This window comes from Paraburkholderia sp. JHI869 (assembly GCF_038900775.1).
Classification (GTDB): Bacteria; Pseudomonadota; Gammaproteobacteria; order Burkholderiales; family Burkholderiaceae; genus Paraburkholderia.
The window spans coordinates 68,565-85,651 of the sequence record NZ_JAYMSC010000025.1 but is presented as its reverse complement, the minus strand read 5'-3'; the positions used below and the strand labels follow the sequence as shown (position 1 = coordinate 85,651).

Annotated in this window: 13 protein-coding genes; 10 read left to right on the top strand and 3 right to left on the bottom strand. The window is 63.2% G+C overall.

From position 1 onward, the window contains the following. Positions 1-19 precede the first annotated feature (19 nt). Positions 20-2,962 (bottom strand): FAD-binding and (Fe-S)-binding domain-containing protein, encoded by a 2,943-nt coding sequence (locus tag VSR72_RS32165; protein WP_342956296.1) that lies wholly within the window; start codon positions 2,960-2,962, stop codon positions 20-22. A 167-nt stretch (positions 2,963-3,129) separates the two neighbouring features. Here VSR72_RS32165 and VSR72_RS32160 point away from each other — a divergent pair, with 167 nt between their 5' ends. The 7 genes from VSR72_RS32160 (at position 3,130) to VSR72_RS32130 (ending at position 10,164) form a co-directional block, all read left to right on the top strand. Beyond that, entirely contained in the window at positions 3,130-4,062 is a 933-nt protein-coding gene (locus tag VSR72_RS32160; RefSeq protein ID WP_342956295.1) for a LysR substrate-binding domain-containing protein, read from the top strand. 47 nt (positions 4,063-4,109) lie between these two features. Continuing rightward, positions 4,110-5,297: an alpha-hydroxy acid oxidase gene (locus tag VSR72_RS32155; protein ID WP_342956294.1), complete on the top strand. Its 1,188-nt coding sequence runs from the start codon at positions 4,110-4,112 to the stop codon at positions 5,295-5,297. 32 nt (positions 5,298-5,329) lie between these two features. Next, positions 5,330-6,229 (top strand): LysR family transcriptional regulator, encoded by a 900-nt coding sequence (locus tag VSR72_RS32150; RefSeq protein WP_342956293.1) that lies wholly within the window; start codon positions 5,330-5,332, stop codon positions 6,227-6,229. A gap of 101 nt (positions 6,230-6,330) precedes the next feature. Next, the gene (locus VSR72_RS32145) at positions 6,331-7,005 is read left to right on the top strand and encodes a histidine phosphatase family protein (RefSeq protein ID WP_342956292.1); all 675 of its coding nucleotides are present in this window, start codon (positions 6,331-6,333) and stop codon (positions 7,003-7,005) included. 22 nt (positions 7,006-7,027) lie between these two features. After that, a complete protein-coding gene (locus tag VSR72_RS32140; protein ID WP_342956291.1) occupies positions 7,028-8,047 on the top strand; it encodes a phosphotransferase in 1,020 nt (339 codons plus the stop codon). Positions 8,048-8,093: 46 nt separating this feature from the next. Next, positions 8,094-8,858: an SDR family oxidoreductase gene (locus VSR72_RS32135; RefSeq protein WP_342956290.1), complete on the top strand. Its 765-nt coding sequence runs from the start codon at positions 8,094-8,096 to the stop codon at positions 8,856-8,858. A 67-nt stretch (positions 8,859-8,925) separates the two neighbouring features. Next, positions 8,926-10,164, top strand: coding sequence for an acyl-CoA dehydrogenase family protein (locus tag VSR72_RS32130; RefSeq protein ID WP_342956289.1), 1,239 nt, complete (start codon positions 8,926-8,928; stop codon positions 10,162-10,164). On the opposite strand, the gene VSR72_RS32125 is transcribed toward VSR72_RS32130, so the two are convergent. Then, positions 10,161-10,862 (bottom strand): TetR/AcrR family transcriptional regulator, encoded by a 702-nt coding sequence (locus tag VSR72_RS32125; protein ID WP_342956288.1) that lies wholly within the window; start codon positions 10,860-10,862, stop codon positions 10,161-10,163. The genes VSR72_RS32130 and VSR72_RS32125 overlap by 4 nt on opposite strands. 63 nt (positions 10,863-10,925) lie before the next feature. Between VSR72_RS32125 and VSR72_RS32120 the strand changes: the two genes are divergently transcribed. The 3 genes from VSR72_RS32120 to VSR72_RS32110 all read left to right on the top strand — a co-directional run bounded on the left by VSR72_RS32120 (position 10,926) and on the right by VSR72_RS32110 (position 16,261). After that, positions 10,926-13,052, top strand: coding sequence for an alpha/beta hydrolase fold domain-containing protein (locus VSR72_RS32120; protein WP_342956287.1), 2,127 nt, complete (start codon positions 10,926-10,928; stop codon positions 13,050-13,052). A gap of 113 nt (positions 13,053-13,165) precedes the next feature. Next, positions 13,166-14,833 (top strand): long-chain-fatty-acid--CoA ligase, encoded by a 1,668-nt coding sequence (locus VSR72_RS32115; protein ID WP_342956286.1) that lies wholly within the window; start codon positions 13,166-13,168, stop codon positions 14,831-14,833. A 243-nt stretch (positions 14,834-15,076) separates the two neighbouring features. Then, positions 15,077-16,261, top strand: coding sequence for a porin (locus VSR72_RS32110; RefSeq protein ID WP_342956285.1), 1,185 nt, complete (start codon positions 15,077-15,079; stop codon positions 16,259-16,261). Positions 16,262-16,280: 19 nt separating this feature from the next. Here the strand turns inward: VSR72_RS32110 and VSR72_RS32105 are convergent, their stop codons facing one another. Further along, positions 16,281-16,976: a Crp/Fnr family transcriptional regulator gene (locus VSR72_RS32105; RefSeq protein ID WP_342956284.1), complete on the bottom strand. Its 696-nt coding sequence runs from the start codon at positions 16,974-16,976 to the stop codon at positions 16,281-16,283. Positions 16,977-17,087: the final 111 nt, after the last annotated feature.

Below are 17,087 nucleotides of genomic sequence, written 5' to 3'. Positions count from 1 at the left end.
CAAGCATCATTGGGGGAAATCATACGCCGGGCTTTCGCGTGGCGGCTTCCAGACTGAACAGGAACGACTCGTAAGGGCGGTCCATCGCTTGTTTGAGTCCCATTTCGCAGGTGCGGTTTGCGCACACGTAGGCGTCTGCCTGCACATTCTCGAGGTACGCCTTTTGATCCCGCGTTGCGGAAATCACCAGTTCGGGATGGAGGAGGCCACGGTCGCCGGCCGTGCCGCAGCACGTCGCGCCTACCGGTATTTCGACCTCGGCTGCCATATGCCCCGTAATGCGCTTGAGGTCTTTGGTCAGCTTCAAATGAGACATCGCGCAGGTCGGATGGATGACGATCTTGCCTAGCCGCTCATAGACCTCCAGTTCGGGGAGCAGTCTCGCGCACCAGGTGATCGAGTCGATGATGTTCAGCCGCTTGCGGCGTTCCTGCTGTTCAGGAGTAAGCACGTCGTCCAGACCGTGGACGAGGCCGTGCGTGCACGAGGCAGCATCGACCACGATGGGAAGGCGTCCCGCGTCGCTCCATTTCCACAGGCGTTCGAGCGTCGTTTCCGCCATGATTTGCCGTGCCGATGCATAACCTTTCGAACTGAACGGCGTGGCGCAGCACGTTCCGCCAATGTCGTCAGGAATCCAAAGGTTCTTCCCTGCGCGCCAGGACACCGCGATGAGTGCCTGCTGGATCGAGAGGGCATCGGCGGGCGCATCGGGGTCGCGTCCGAACATCCGGTTGACGCACGCCGTGAAATAAACGGCGTGTGCGTTCTCCCTTCGCGTGGCCGGCAACGCTCGCGCGGGCTGCGGCATCGGGCCGGGCACGCTCGGAACGACGTCGTCGCTGGCAACGAGGCGCGCCGTTTCGGCTACGGCGCGCACGGCTTTCCAGCCAAGCGATTCGCCCATGTAGCGCGCACCGCGCAAAGCCACCTTGCTCGCTTGTTCAACGCCATTCCAGCGTTGCGCGACGAAGCGCGCAGCAGCTTCCGATGCGTCGGTTTGCGTCGCTTGACGGAACGTGCGCATCAAGGCGCCGGTGTCGATTTCGATCGGGCAAGGCAGGGCGCAGGTCCCGTCGCCGGCGCAGGTTTGAATCGCATCGTACTGGTACTGCTCCTGAAGCCGTCGAAGCACCGCCGATCCCTCCGGCTGGCGGGCCATCTCCCTTCGCACGACGATGCGCTGGCGCGGCGTCATCGTGACGTTGCGGCTCGGGCAAACGGACTCGCAGAAGCCGCATTCGATACACAGGCTCGCATTTGCGGTGGTTTCGATGCCGGGCTGCGTTTTGAGGCCCTTGAGGTGGACCTGATCGTCGCGGGTGAGAATGACGTTCGGCGCGAGCACGCCATGCGGGTCGGCCAGTTGCTTGACTTTCCACATGATCGCTGTCGCGCGCTCACCCCATTCCTGTTCCAGAAATGGCGCCATGTTGAGCCCCGTTCCGTGCTCGGCCTTGAGTGATCCATCGTATTGTTTGACGACGAGTTCGACCAACTCGGTCATGAATTTCGAGTATTGCGCGCGGCCCTCTTCTTCATCGAGTCGCGCGGTCAACGTGAAATGCAGATTGCCGTGCGCGGCGTGACCCGCCACGCCAGGCATAAAACCGTGCTTGCGCAGCAACTGCTGCAGGTCGCGCGCGGCGTTGGCGAGCCTGGTCGGCGGAAAGCAGACGTCCTCGACGATCAGCATCGACCCGACAGGGCGTTGCTTGCCGACGAGACCCAGCAGGCCTTCACGCACGAACCACGCAAGCTCGACCGCTTCCTCGTGGCTAGTGAACACCGGCTCGGCGATCAGGTCCGTTTTCGCGCAGAGTTCGATGAAAGCCGCTTCCTTGTGCTTCAGCGACGCGACATCCGACGCCCCCAACTCAACCAGCAGCGCTGCGGCTTCCGGCTGGAGCGTGCGCCAGTAGTCAGGCGTTCCGGGAAAGGCCTCGGCGGCGGCGCGCAAGGCGGGGGCCACCATCAATTCGGCAGCCTGCGCTCCCAGCTCGACGAGCTTCGGCACCAGCGCGATGGCGGCGTCGATCGAAGGAAATGCCAGCCACGCGACACTCGTGATCGGCGCGCTCGGAATCGTGTCGAACGTCACGTCGGAGACGAAGCCCAGCGTGCCTTCCGAACCGACCAGCAAGCGTCCGAAGATTTCGAGCGGGGTATCGCCGTCCAGAAACGCGTCCAGCCGGTAGCCATGCGTGTTGCGGATAGCGTACTTCTGGCGGATGCGTTCGACCAATGCGGGGTCGGCCATGATCTCCGCTTTCAGGGCCATCAAGCCGGAGGCGAGCGCGCGCTCATGGAGGGCGAATTGCTGTTCGGCTTCGACGCTCGCCGTGTCGATCTTCGTGCCCGAGGCCGTCACGAAACTCATAGCGCTGACCGTATGATAGGCATCCTGATTAACGCGGCAGCGCATGCCGCCGGCATTGTTGCTCACCACGCCGCCCAGTGTGCAAACATTGGCGCTGGCGGGATCGGGGCCGATCTTGCGCCCGTGGCACGATAGGTGCACGTTCGCATGCGCGAGGATCGTCCCGGCGCGAGCCTTGATACTCGCGCCGCCAGACGCAATCGAGAGGATGCCGGTGAAATGCTTGCGAACGTCGATGAGAATATCGTCCGACTGGGCTTGCCCGTTCAGGCTCGTGCCCGCAGCCCGGAAGGTCGCGTGACGCCCCGTTTCGCCGCAGAATTTCAGCACCTTCGCGATATCGCTCGCGTCGTGCGCTTCGACCACCACCTGGGGAACGAGCCGGTATGGGCTCGCGTCCGACGCGTAGCGCACGAGGTCGACCACTCGATGCAGTACGCGCTCCGGTCCCAGCAAATGCTCCAGGTGCGTTCTCAATACGGCGGGCGTGCCCTCCAGCAGGGCCTCGGGGATGGCGTCGGCGGCGGCCGGGCCATTGGGGCGGCCGATGCCGGTGGGGTCTACGGAGAACAGCTTTTTCATGTCGAACCTGCGTGGGACCTTTGCTTGAAGCGACGAACTTACCGTGGCGCTTCCCAAAGGACTGCAAGAAATCGAACAATTCGGTGATTTCCCCGGGGAGCAGGCCGGAAGCCAGAAAGCGCCGTATATTCGTACTTTTGACGGCGCGCTCCGGTCATTTGATGAACATGAACCCTTCCCGCCTTCGTATTCCGACTCTCGACGGGCTTCTGGCATTCGAGGCCGCCGCGCGGCATGGCACGTTCGAGCGCGCGGCCGAGGCGCTTTGCGTGACCGGGAGCGCCGTTGCCAAGCGCGTGGCCGCCGTCGAGCAGCTTCTCGGCGTTCAACTGCTGGACAGAAGCGCCAAGACGCTGGTGCTGACCGAAGCGGGAAAGGAATATTTGCAGCAGGTGTCGGGTCCGCTTCGGCTGCTCGCAGCGGTGCCCTTGCATCAACTCGACGACACACGAAAACAGCGCCTGCGCGTGTGCGCGCCGCCGACCTTCGCGCGCCAGATCATCGCCTCGAAGCTCCACGAATTTACGGACCGCTACGCCTCGGTCGAACTCGAACTCGTGCTGAGCACGCCGTATCCGGACAGCGCGCCCGGCGATATCGACTTGTGGATACGCGGTGGTGAGCCCGTCGAGCCGGGCTGCACGATCTTGATGCGCGATTGCGCAACACCATTGGTCGCGCCTTCGCTATTGCGCGCCGTTGGACAGCTGACCCAACCCGCCGACTTAGCACGCGTGCCGCTGCTGAGAACGTCACTTGAGCCGTGGACGCCGTGGCTGCATGCGGCGGGCCTCGACTGGCAAGAGCCGCAGGAAGGCCCGAAGCTGATGGACCTCGGCTTGCTGCTCGAGGCGGCGGTTAGCGGCCGGGGCGTCGCGCTCGGCAGGCCGACGCTTGCGTACCCGTGGCTCGCGACGGGGGCGCTCGTGCCGTTGTTCCCTGGGATCACGTGCCCAGTGCCGCCGTACTATCTGATGCCTCACAGGTCGCCTGGACCGGCGGGCGATTTTGCCGACTGGCTGGTCGGCGTCTGTGCGCGCGCAAGCCAGCAGGCAGCGGAATATCTTTCGCACTCAGGCGGAACAAAATTCGCGCGTTGAAGCAGGGCGGCCAATTAGTATCGCTTCGATACAACTGGAGCGAGACAATGGCGAACCTCATCGCATGCATCGAAGACCTTCGCGCAGCCGCGCAGCGGCGCATACCGCGCATGTTCTATGACTATGTGGACTCGGGCTCTTATACGGAGTCGACTTATCGCGCGAATGAAACCGAACTGGGCAAGATCAGGTTGCGCCAGCGCGTGGGTGTCGACATCGGCGCGCGCAATCTCAAGACCGTGATGGCGGGCCGGGAGGTCGCCATGCCGGTCGCGCTCGCGCCAACAGGTCTCGCCGGCATGATGCACGGTAACGGGGAAATCCTCGCGGCGCGTGCTGCGGAGCGCTTTGGCGTGCCGTTTACGCTCTCGACCATGAGCATCTGCTCGATCGAAGATGTTGCGCAGAGCGTTAGCGCGCCGTTCTGGTTTCAGCTTTACGTGATGCGCGACCGCGCATTCATCGAGCGGCTGATCGCGCGCGCCGCAAGCGTCGGCTGCACCGCGCTCGTCGTGACGATGGATCTTCCGGTGGGCGGCCAGCGCCACAAGGATGTGAGGAACGGCCTCTCCACGCCGCCTCGCATGACGCTCGCCAATATCATGAACATGGCGAGCAAGCCCGCCTGGTCGTGGAGCATCGCGCGTGCGAAGCGGCGTCACTTCGGCAATATCGTCGGCCACGTGAAGGGCGTCGACGACATGTCGTCGCTGTCCTCGTGGGTGCGGGACCAGTTCGATCCGACCATGACCTGGGCGGATATCGCATGGATACGCAAGCTCTGGAAAGGGAAACTCGTCCTCAAGGGCATTCTCGACGCCCACGACGCGCAACGCGCAGTAGAGGCCGGTGCGGACGTGGTGATCGTTTCCAATCATGGCGGGCGCCAGCTTGACGGCGCGATGTCGACGATCGAGGCGCTGCCCGTCATCGTGGATGCCGTGGGCGATCGCGTGGAGGTGTGGCTCGATAGCGGCGTGCGCACCGGGCAGGACGTGTTCAAAGCGCTCGCGCTGGGCGCGCGCGGCACGCTGATCGGCCGCGCGTTTCTCTACGGTCTGGCGGCAGGGGGCGAGGCGGGCGTGCGCAAGAGCCTCGACATCATCGCGGCCGAACTCGATACGACCATGGCGCTGTGCGGCTGCACCGATATCGCCGCGGTGGGCCGCGAGGTGCTCGCCACTCACGGACACGACGCGATGCAACGCGGGCTTGTCGATTACGCCCTCGATTGACGGCATAACAACGGGGCGGTTAGGCTCAGGCCATGCGCCCATCCAAAGTCGACCTCAACCTCTTCGTCGTTTTCGAAGCCGTCTATCGAACGCGCAATCTCACGCGCGCGGCGGAGCTGCTTTTCATCACGCAGCCCGCCGTGAGCAATGCGCTCGCGCGCATGCGCAAGGCATTCGACGATCCCTTGTTCGTGAGCACGCCGGCGGGCATGATGCCCACGCCGGTTTCCGAGAACATCATCGGGCGGGTGCGTGAGGCGCTTCAACTGCTCGATTCGAGCACGCACGCTGGCGAACGCTTCGATCCGGCCTCGTCGCAGCGAACCTTCCGGCTCAGCATGAACGATCTGACCGAGGCATTGCTGCTTCCCGCGCTGGAAGATGTCCTGCAGCGCCTCGCGCCCGGCATCCGCATCGAGAGCTACTTCACGACGCGCCGCGACGTGCCCGAAGCGCTCGCGAGCGGCGCGGTTCACCTGGCGATCGACGCGCCCCTCATCGACGACCCGTACCTCGAGCAGGAGCCGCTGGGCCACGACCGCTACGCGTGCATGGTGCGCAACGAGCACCCATTCGCGAAGAAGAAGCTCACGATCGACGACTACCTGCGCTTCGGCCATATTCATGTGTCCAGCCGCCGGCAAGGGCCCGGTCTCGTCGATACGGAACTCAACAAGCTGGGACTGCGGCGCACCATCCAGACCCGCGTGCAGCACTATCTCGTCGCGCCTCTGATCGCGATGCGCACCGACCTCGTTCTGACCGCGCCGCTCATGCTGCTCAAGCGCTATGACGCGCGCATCCTGGCGCTGCCGTTCGCTCTTCCCGATCTCGAGACGCATGGCTACTGGCACCGCAGCGTGACGGCGGACCCCGCGCATCGCTGGCTGCGCGAGCAGATCGGCCGCCTCATGCGCAAACAGCGGCAATAGGCGCGGGTGTCACCATCCGTTATGGCGCAGTATCACGAGAATAAATTTCCTGAATACTCGGCGCCCCGGTATTGTTCCAGTCATGTTCAGACGAGGTTGGCATGGCGGAACTCTACCTGGTACGACATGGGCAGGCGTCTTTCGGCGCCGAAAATTATGACGAGCTTTCAACTTCAGGCAGCGCCCAGTCGCGCTGGCTGGGCGAATACTACGCACAGTCGGGCCTGACGTTCGACCGCGTCGTCACCGGCACGATGCGGCGGCACGCACAAACCGCCGACGCTTTGCTCTCCGCGATGGGCGGTGCGCCCGTGGAGATCGTGCGGGACGCGGATCTGAACGAGTACGATTTTCACGCCCTCTTTTCCGCGCTCGACGAGAGCGGTCTCGCGCCAGGACTCCTGGCCGATGGCTCGAAGAAGCACTTTTACAAGGGGCTCAAACAGGTCTTGCAGCTTTGGTCCGAAGATAGACTGCCCGGGCGTGTTCCCGAGACCTGGGGGCAGTTCCAGGCGCGTGTGGAGCGTGCGCGTCTCGCCATTCAACGCGCGGGCGGCAAGCGCGTTCTGGTGGTGAGTTCGGGCGGTCCGATCGCCGTCTTCACCCAGCAGATTCTCCAGGCACCCGCGGCGGCGGCCATCGCGCTCAACATGCAGATCCGCAACAGCAGCGTGAGCCAGTACGTTTTCAACGACAGCGCCATGACGCTCGTCACCTTCAACACTTTGCCGCATCTCGAACAGGCCGAGAGGCGCGAGCTCGTCACCTATGGCTGACTCGAATCCGGATTCCCGCTCCATGATGAATGCAAGTCTTCAGTTCGATGTCGATGCCCTTACGCGTTATCTGAGCGCGCACGTGCCCGGTTTTCAGGGGCCCATGTCCGTCGAGAAGTTCGCCGGTGGGCAGTCGAACCCCACGTTTCTTCTCGAAGCGCAAAGTGGGCGCTATGTGCTGCGGCGTCAGCCGCCGGGCGAACTGCTCAAGTCCGCGCATGCCGTGGACCGCGAATTCCGCGTGCTGAGCGCGCTTGGCAACACGCCGGTTCCCGTTGCGCGGGCCTTGCACCTTTGCGAGGACCGCGAGGTGATCGGCAGCCTGTTCTACGTGATGAGCTTCGAAGACGGCGAAATCTATTGGGACCCGGCCTTGCCCGCGTTGCCCACTGGCGAGCGCGGCGGCATCTACGACGCGCTGATCGGCACGATGGCCGCTTTGCACGATGTGGATGTCGAAGCCGTTGGCCTTGGCGACTACGGCCGCGCAGGCAACTACTTCTCACGCCAGATCGACGTGTGGACCAAGCAATATCGCGCGGCGCAGACCGATAATCTCGCCGCGATGGAAGCGCTGATCGACTGGCTGCCGGCGCACTGTCCGGACGAAACGCGCAAGCCCTCGCTCGTGCACGGCGACTTTCGCATCGATAACCTGATCTTCCATCGCGGCACGCCGAAAGTTCGCGCCGTGCTCGATTGGGAACTCTCCACGCTCGGCAATCCGCTCGCCGACCTCGCGTATTTCTGCATGTGCCTGCGGCTTCCGCCCAAAGGCCATATCGGCGGTCTGGCGGGGCTGGACAGGGCCGCGCTCGGCGTGCCGGACGAGGCCGCGATCGTCGAGCGGTATTGCAGCTTGCGGGACATTGCGTCGATCGAGCACTGGAATTTTTACCTCGCGTTCAGCTTCTTCCGGCTCGCTGCCATCGCACAGGGCGTGAAAAAGCGTGCGCTGGGTGGCAACGCATCGAACGAGAAGGCGCGCCAGGTCGGCGAAATGGCGGGTGCGCTAGCGAAAATGGGCGTCGACGTCATCTGACGGCTGGCGTTTAACGCGGACACGCGGAGATATTGAGGAGACAGTTGTGACTACTAATTTGTTCGATCTGGATGGCAAGATTGCCTTGGTCACCGGCGCGAGCCGTGGCATTGGTGAGGAAATCGCGAAGCTGCTAGCGGAGCAGGGCGCCCACGTGATCGTTTCGAGCCGCAAGCTCGATGACTGCGAGAGTGTGGCGCGCGGCATCAGGGAGGCGGGCGGCAGCGCCGAGGCGTATCCGTGCCACGTAGGGCGTCTCGACGACATTCAAGGCGTGTTCCAGCACATCCGCTCGAAGCACGGCAAGCTGGACATCCTCGTGAACAACGCGGCGGCGAATCCGTATTTCGGCCACATTCTCGACACCGATCTTTCGTCCTTCGAAAAGACGGTGGAGGTCAACTTGCGTGGCTACTTCTTCATGTCGGTCGAGGCGGGCAAGCTGATGCGCGAGCACGGCGGCGGCGCGATCGTCAACACGGCTTCCGTCAATGCGCTGCAACCCGGCGACAAGCAGGGCATTTATTCGATCACGAAGGCCGCCGTGGTCAACATGACGCGCGCGTTCGCCAAGGAATGCGGGCCGCTCGGCATCCGCGTGAACGCCTTGCTGCCGGGCCTCACGAAGACCAGATTCGCCGGCGCCCTGTTCGCAGACCAGGCCATGTACGAAAGCTGGATGACGAAGATTCCGCTGCGCCGCCATGCGGAGCCTCGCGAGATGGCCGGTACCGTGCTGTATCTCGTCTCCGATGCATCGAGCTACACCAACGGCGAGTGCATCGTCGTGGACGGCGGGCAAACGATCTAACCATGGGAGCGGCGCGCTATTGACGCTTGCGCCGCACGACATTCACCACGATTGAAGGAAGAGCAAAATGGACTTTGCCTATAGCTCAAAAGTCGAAGCGCTGCGCACGCAGGTGCGCGCGTTCATGGACACGCATATCGTGCCGCGCATTCACCAATGGCACGAAGAAGTGAGCGCGGGACAGTATCCCGTCTCCTTCATGGAAGACCTGAAGGAAAAGGCGCGCGCGGAAGGCCTCTGGAACCTGTTTCTGCCGCATCTGCGCGACGACGAGCCGGGCACGCGGCTGACCAATCTCGAGTACGCGCCGCTTGCCGAGATCATGGGGCGCGTTTCCTGGGCCTCCGAAGTATTCAACTGCAACGCGCCGGACACGGGCAACATGGAGCTGCTCCACATGTTCGCTACGCCCGCGCAGCGCAAGAAGTGGCTCGAGCCGCTGCTCGACGGCAAGATCCGCTCGGCGTTTGCCATGACGGAACCCGCGGTGGCCTCGTCGGACGCAACCAACATCACCACGTCCATTCGCCTCGAAGGCGACGACTATGTGATCGATGGACGCAAGTGGTTCATCACGAACGCCGCGCATCCGAATTGCCAGCTGTTCATCGTTATGGGCAAAACGGACCCGGACGCACCCGCGCACCAGCAGCAAAGCATGATTCTCGTGCCGCGCGACACGCCGGGCGTGAAGATCGTCCGCAATATCACGGTGGTCAATCACACGGCGCCTGAAGGCCACTGCGAAATCGAATTCAAGGGCGTGCGTGTGCCGCGCTCCAATCTGCTCGGCGAAGAAGGCAGCGGCTTTGCGCTCGCCCAGGCGCGTCTTGGACCGGGACGCATTCACCACTGCATGCGCTCGATCGGCGCGGCCGAACTGGCGCTCGAACTGATGATCGAACGCGCGCAGGCGCGCACGGCGTTCGGCAAGAAGCTCTATGAGCACGGCTCGGTTGGGGAGTGGATCGCGAAGTCGCGGATCGAAATCGATCAGGCCAGGCTCTTCGTGCTGAAGGCCGCCTGGATGATCGACAACGTGGGCGCGAAGGAAGCGCGCAAGGAAATCGCGATGATCAAGGCGCTCGTGCCGAACGTGCACACCGCCGTCTGCGAGCGGGCGATCCAGACTTTCGGCGCGATGGGCCTGAGCCCCGACACGCCGCTCGCGGACAGCTGGACGTGGGGGCGCGCACTGAAGTTCGCCGATGGCCCGGACGAGGTGCATCTCCAGAGCATTGCGCGCATGGAGATCAAGGCGCGGCCCTATGAGCCGGGCGTTGAGAATGCCTACCTGACGCGCTAGCGAGACGTCTCGCGGTTGCTTTTGGACTCGCCCAGCAGCGATCGCGTTTCTTCCGAAGGTTGTGCAGCGAGCATGCCTTCGAAGGTGTCCATCAAGTTCGACACGGCGTAGCCGGGGGCCCAGAGCCGCCCCGGCTCGCCGCTGTCCCGGCTTGCCTCCCACGCGGCCAGCGCGGCATTGCCATAGATGCCGACGAGCGAAAGCCGGTGATCGACGATCTCCGCGTCGATGTCCGGCAGCAGGTCCCGCAGCAGCGCATTGCAGCGCTGATAGCCCGCATTCCACTTGTTTTCCAGCGCCTCGCGCAGGAACGCGCGATCGTTCAACTGCAGGTTGGCGATCATGCGGATATAGGTCGGCTGGCCTGTTCGATCGGCCAGTTCGAGCATCGGAAAGAGCAACGCCCCCAGTACCGCGCGCACGCTCAGCGCGCCTTCCGCCTCCAACTTGTCCAGGCGCGCCTGACGGTCCTCGTCGATCAAGCGCGCGCCATCCACGACCAGTTCACGCGCCAGTTCGAGCTTGTTGCCGAAGTAGTAGCGCAGCGACGCGCTATTGCGCTGACCCGCCGCCGAAATGATGTCCTGCACGGACACCCCCTCCAGCCCGCGTAGCGCGAAGAGGCGCTGCGCTTCCTCTTTCAGACGCGTTCGGGTCTCGGCGCCGTCCGATCTAAGGGGTTTTCCTGGTGTCGTCATTACTTTACCGTATCGAGATAACTAACTACACTGGGTTAACTAACCCGGTAGGAGAAACTTAGCATGAAAATCGTAATTGCAGGGGGCGGCATCGGCGGCCTCACCACGGCGCTGGCCTTGTTGCATCACGGGATCGAGCCGATTGTACTGGAGCGTGCACCGCAGTTGACCGAGGTCGGGGCGGGCGTGCAGATCGCCGCCAACGGCACGATCGTGCTGCGCGAACTGGGGCTCGAACAGGCGGTGGCGAGCGTTGCCACGGTGCCGGCCGGCTTCGATTACCTCGAACTGTCGACGGGGCGGCGCCTTTACTACGCACCGCTCGGCAAGGAGGCCGAGGCGCGCTATGGCGCGCTGCTCTACAACATTCACCGCGCCGATCTGATCGACCTGCTCGCGAAGGCGTTGCCGCCTGGCGTAGTGCGGCTTGGCGCGGAGTGCGAGTCGGTCTCGCAGGACGACGAGAGCGCCTGGGTCACGCTGAAGAGCGGCGAAGTGATTCGCGGTGACGTGGTGATCGGCGCGGACGGCATTCATTCCGCCGTGCGCACGGCCTTGCGCGGGCCGGAGGAGAAGCAGTTCGCGAATATCCTCATGTGGCGCTCACTGATCCCGGCTGACCGGCTCGAAGGGCTGAACCTGCCGGTGGCGGGCAACAACTGGTTCGGCATTGGCCGCAATATCGTGTCCTACTGGGTTCGCAAGGACCTCTACAGCATTCTCGCGTCGGTGCCGGCTACCGAGGTGAGCCGCGAGTCGTGGACGCAGTCGGGCGATGTCGAGCAACTGCGGCGCTCGTTCGAGGACTGCGAGCCGACGGTGCAAAAGATGCTGGCGCAGGTGGACGACGCGTTCATCACGGGCATGTACCACCGCGATCCGATCGAAAGCTGGACCACCGGCCGCATCGCGCTGCTCGGCGACGCCGCGCACGCGATGGTGCCGTATCTCGCGCAAGGCGCCTGCCAGTCGATCGAGGACGCCTGGGTGCTCGCCACCTGCCTCAAGCGCCACGGCCGGGCCGGCGTGCAGGACGCGCTGCTCGAATACGAGCGCCGTCGCCAGCCGCGCACGAAGCGCATCCAGGCGGGGGCGCGCTACGTGGTGGACTGGGCGCACGAGCCCGACGCGGCGCGCGTGCGCCAGCGCAACGGGCGGCTCAAGGGGCTGTCGCGCATCGATCCGCTGGGCGAGATTTCGTGGTCGTTCGCCTGGGGGCACGACATCATCGCGGCGGCGAAATTGCCGCCGGGCGAAGTGGTGGGCCTGAGCGCGGCGCGTGAAGGCAAGCGCATGAAGCGCGCCGAGAGCCAGCGTGCGTTCGATCTGTGGAAGGGCGTCTTTACGCCCGACGATGTGGCGCGTGGCGATCGCGGTCAGCACGCCGCTTACGAGCGGTTCCTGCTGGGGCAATTCCCCGCACCGGCGAGCACCCAGGTGAAGGAAGTCGATCTCGACGGCGTGCGCTCGCTGCGGGTGACGTCCGAGGGCGCGGGGCATAAAGCGAAGGTGCTGCATTTTCATGGCGGCGGCTATGTACTTGGTTCTGCTAAAAGTTCAGTCGAATATGCAAGCCGTCTTTCGCATGCGCTGAACGGCCCGTGCTACACGGTCGACTATCGCCTCGCGCCCGAGCATCCGTATCCGGCGGCCATCGACGATGCGTTCAGCGCGTATCGCGGCCTGCTCGCCGCGGGCGTCGATCCCGCCACGCTCTTCCTGAGCGGCGAGTCGTCCGGCGGCGGCCTCGTGCTGGCGCTGGCGGCCGCGCTGCGCCGCGCGGGGCTGCCGCTGCCGGCCGGTGTGATCGCCATCTGCCCAATGACCGACCTCACGCTGAGCGGCCCCTCCGTGAAAGCGAACTCGGGCGACGACCCGGCCGCCAATCGCGAGACGCTGACCAACCTTGTCGCGGGCTACTTCCAGGGCCACGAGCCGACTGACCCGATGGTGTCGCCGCTATTCGCCGATCTCACGGATCTTCCACCGGTCTATCTTGCGGCCGTGCATGGCGAAGTGCTCGAAAGCGATACGACGCGCTTTGCCGAGCGCGCGAAGGCCGCCGGCGCGAACGTGACGCTGAAGATGGTGGATGACTCCGTTCATGTCTTCACGCTGTTTCCGTTCCTGCCCGAAGCGGCCGAGACGCTCGAAGCGATCGGTCAGTGGAGCCGAAAGCGGGTGTCGTGAATGACGCAGTGAAGAAGAACCTCCGCGCCGGGCTGAGCGCCTCGCGCGGAGGCGTCCCGTTTCAAGGCGCAGCGCCTAAAGCCTGGGCGTTGCGTTTCATGTCTGGAGTTTTCATGAAGGCAACATCATTGCGTGCGCTCGCCATACCGCAGACCTCGCTTTTTGCAAATCTCGAAGTCTGTGCGAATCGTCATCCTGAGAAGGACGCCATCCTCTACTACGGCAATTCAATAAGCTACGGGCAATTGCGCGACGAAGTAGAGGCGATGGCCGGATTCCTGCAGCAACATTGCGGTATCGGCAAGGGCGAGCGCGTCGTACTCTTCATGCAGAACAGTCCACAGTTCGTCATTGCGTTCTATGCGGTGCTGCGCGCGGATGCGGTCGTCGTGCCCATCAATCCGATGAACCGGACGGCCGAACTGCAGCATATCTTCGAAGACAGCGGCGCGCGAGTGGCATTGGTTGGCGACGAACTCATGGAGCATGTGCGGCCGCTCCTGGGACGCGCTGTGGACCATATCGTTACGGCGCGCTATGCCGACTATTTAGACATGCAGACGGATCTGCCTCTGCCCGACGTCCTGACTGCTTCCCAGCGACAGTACGATACGCAATCGCCGGAAAACGATGCCAGCGTCACCCGCTGGTACGACGCGCTTCTGCATGCGTACGTTGCGCGCCCCCACGAAGCGGGTCCCGCCGACCTTGCGGTGATTCCGTATACGTCCGGCACCACCGGGCACCCGAAGGGTTGCATTCATACGCACCGCAGCGTGATGCATTCGACAGTCTCTTGCGGCGCCTGGCCCGATCTCCCTGCCGGGAGCGTGATGTTGTGTTCCGTGCCGCTATTTCACGTCACCGGCATGCAGAACTGCATGAACATGCCGGTCTTCCTCGGCGCGACGATGGTGATCATGACCCGCTGGGACGCGAGATGCGCAGCCCATCTGATCGAGCGTCATAGCGTAAGCACATGGGTCACGGTGCCGACGATGGTGATCGACCTGCTGAATCTCGCGGACATCGCGAGCTTCGACCTCGGCTCGATCAGCTACCTGAGCGGAGGCGGAGCCGCGATGCCACAGGCCGTGGCGCAGGAGATCGAGAAGCGCTGGGGCATTACCTACGTGGAAGGCTACGGGCTCACCGAAACGATGGCGGCAACGCACATCAACCCGCGCACGCGGAGCAAGCCGCAATGCATGGGCGTGCCAGTTTTCAACACCTATGCGCTGGTTGTCGATCCCGATTCGCTGCTGCCGCTTGGGCAAGGGGAGACAGGCGAAATTCTCGTGAGCGGGCCGCAGGTGTTCGACGGCTACTGGAACGCGCCGCAAGCGTCACACGACGCGTTCGCCTCGATCGACGGGCGGCGCTATCTGCGCACGGGCGATCTTGGCTATATCGACCACGAGGGCTACTTCTTCGTGGTTGACCGGCGCAAGCGCATGATCAACGCGTCTGGCTACAAGGTGTGGCCCGCCGAGGTCGAGGCCATGCTGTTCGAACATCCGGCCGTGCAGGAGGCCTGCGTGATTGCGACTCACGATGCACGCCGGGGCGAATCCGTGAAGGCCGTCATCGTTCTGCGCAGCGGCGCATTCGCGACGCAAGACGACATTGTCGCGTGGGCTCGCGAGCGCATGGCGGCCTACAAGGTTCCGCGCGTGATTGCGTTTGCCGACAGCTTGCCGCGCAGCGCGAGCGGCAAGGTTCAGTGGCGCGTATTGCAGGAAGTGGAAAACCGGCGCGAAGGGCTACCAGAATCGTCGTGATTCAACTGCAAGATTTCTTGCATTTGAAGCGCGCCGGGAAATGTAAAGTTTCTGACGGTTTAGCGAAGCCTTCTCGGGCACCTTATGGTCTTGGGCGCGATGCCTCGACTGGGCGATTGAACACGCCCCTCGACAGAACAGAATTTGAGCGGAGGAGACCATCCGTATCGGCGCGAATCTAAGCGTGCCGATCTGATCCGATTAATTCGTAGTGCAACATAAACATAAGATTGGAGTCGTGGAATGAGGAAGGTAAGGAGATTGCCCGGCAATGCCGTTTCGGAAAGCAGCAAACGGGCTGGAAGGAGAACGCGTGGCCGCACGGCAGGCGTGCTGGTGGGCGCCATTTCCGCGGCTACGCTGTATTCGGCGCCTGCGGCCGCGCAGTCGTCGGTGACGCTCTACGGTCTGGTCGATGTCGGCCTTCGCTATACGACGCACGCGAACCCGGCAGGCGATTCGCAGTATCAGATGTTGAGCGGCGCGAGCGAGAGCCACTTCGGCATCAAGGGCGCGGAAGACATTGGCGGTGGAACGAAAGTCATCTTCACTATCGAAAATCGCTTTTTTCCGAACTCGGGGCAACTGGACCCGGCCTATCCGTTCTTCAACACGGCTTTTGTCGGCCTGCAATCGAGCACGTACGGCAAGCTGACGATGGGTCGCCAGATCAATCCGTTCGCTGATGCGGTGCTGGGTTCCTTCATTTCGAACCGCTGGCTGCCGTCGTTCTACCAGTTCCGGCCTGAAGTCATGATGGCCCAGGGCGTATGGACGAGCAACATGGTCAAGTACGCGGTGCGGTATCAATACATCACCGCCGAGGTCTCGTATGCGTTTGGCGGCCAGGCGGGCCAGTTCGGCGCCGGCAGCCAGATTGGCGCGTCCATTCTGTATCTGCCTGCTGCGCCGCTGACCTTTTCTGCCGCGTATCTCGACTCGCGCGACGCCGTGAATGCCTCCCAGCACCTCAAGTCATGGACAGTGGGCGGCTCGTACACGTTCGCTTCGACCACCGTGAATGCCGGCTGGGTCGTGAACCGGCAAGACTCCGGCTTTGTCGGCAATTTCCCTAACGGCCCGTTCTCCCAGCCCGCATTGACCGCGCTGAAATTCAATACGTTCAGCGCGCGAGAGATGTTCTTTGGCGGCGTGACGCAGCAAATCGGCTTCGCCACGCATCTCTCCGCCAACGTGTGGCGCACGATCCAGACCGGCAAGGCCGCGTCCGGTGACGGCAACGCCACGCAGTTCCAGTTGCTTGCGGACTACAACTGGTCAAAGCGCACGGACACTTATGTCGAAGTGGATTACTCGCTGTACCGCGGCGGCATGATCGGCGCGCAGTTCCAGGGCATCAACGCAGTGAGTTCGGCGTTCGGCAGCACCCAGCTTGGTGTGACGGCGGGCTTGCGGCACTTGTTCTAAACGGACCGTATGGGCGCGATCATGGGTAATCCTGAAAGGACGAGAGCATGTCTTTCGACAAGATCTCGATTCGGCCATACCGGAGCGTGATCGCGCCTTTTTCCGCCATCGCCTTGAGTTCAAGAGACAGCGTTTGGCGCGTGATGCCCAGCATCATGGCAAGCGTGTCCTGAGAGAGGCTCACGTTCTGGCGGCACTGCGGTGCCAGCGTCACGTCGCCGGAAGCAAGTGAGAGCAGGCGGCGCGCAATGCGCGCACGCGTGGAATGAAGCGTGGCGTCTTCGACCATTCGATAAAGCCAGTTCATATGGAGCGACTGCAACTCCGCAATCGCGCGCACGAACGGGTGGCTGCGCTGCATCAGTGCTTCGAAGGCAGCGGCTCTCACCACGAAGAGGATCGAGCGATCGAGTGCAATGACGTCACGCGGGCGCGGTTGTCTGCTCGTGAGGGAAGTTTGCCCGAACCAGTTGCCCGCTTCGACCACGGCAAGGATGGCTTCCTTGCCGTCTTCGCGAACGGTGGAGGCTTTGAGGCGGCCGCTCTTGATGCCGTAAAAGGCACTCGGCGCATCACCGCGATGGAAAAGATATTCTCCCGCGCCCAGCGTCATGAGTTCGCTGCTGCGGATCAGCGCTTCTTGTTCTTCGGCAGGTAACGCACTGAACCACTGGTTTGTCCGCATTTCGTCGGACGTGTCGGTCATGAGGGCCATGTGAAGCAGTCAATATGCAGATCAATGTTCAAGCGCGGCGCTGGCCGCATACATTCAACGCATATTATCCGTCGAAAAAGCGGCGTGCCCTCCCGCAAATGGGGGAGGCAC

Bases quoted from the DNA above. Each gene is read 5' to 3' on its own strand.
- VSR72_RS32165 (WP_342956296.1), bottom strand. From the start codon at position 2,962: ATGAAAAAGCTGTTCTCCGTAGACCCCACCGGCATCGGCCGCCCCAAT.
- VSR72_RS32160 (WP_342956295.1), top strand. From the start codon at position 3,130: ATGAACCCTTCCCGCCTTCGTATTCCGACTCTCGACGGGCTTCTGGCA.
- VSR72_RS32155 (WP_342956294.1), top strand. From the start codon at position 4,110: ATGGCGAACCTCATCGCATGCATCGAAGACCTTCGCGCAGCCGCGCAG.
- VSR72_RS32150 (WP_342956293.1), top strand. From the start codon at position 5,330: ATGCGCCCATCCAAAGTCGACCTCAACCTCTTCGTCGTTTTCGAAGCC.
- VSR72_RS32145 (WP_342956292.1), top strand. From the start codon at position 6,331: ATGGCGGAACTCTACCTGGTACGACATGGGCAGGCGTCTTTCGGCGCC.
- VSR72_RS32140 (WP_342956291.1), top strand. From the start codon at position 7,028: ATGATGAATGCAAGTCTTCAGTTCGATGTCGATGCCCTTACGCGTTAT.
- VSR72_RS32130 (WP_342956289.1), top strand. From the start codon at position 8,926: ATGGACTTTGCCTATAGCTCAAAAGTCGAAGCGCTGCGCACGCAGGTG.
- VSR72_RS32125 (WP_342956288.1), bottom strand. From the start codon at position 10,862: ATGACGACACCAGGAAAACCCCTTAGATCGGACGGCGCCGAGACCCGA.
- VSR72_RS32120 (WP_342956287.1), top strand. From the start codon at position 10,926: ATGAAAATCGTAATTGCAGGGGGCGGCATCGGCGGCCTCACCACGGCG.
- VSR72_RS32115 (WP_342956286.1), top strand. From the start codon at position 13,166: ATGAAGGCAACATCATTGCGTGCGCTCGCCATACCGCAGACCTCGCTT.
- VSR72_RS32110 (WP_342956285.1), top strand. From the start codon at position 15,077: ATGAGGAAGGTAAGGAGATTGCCCGGCAATGCCGTTTCGGAAAGCAGC.
- VSR72_RS32105 (WP_342956284.1), bottom strand. From the start codon at position 16,976: ATGGCCCTCATGACCGACACGTCCGACGAAATGCGGACAAACCAGTGG.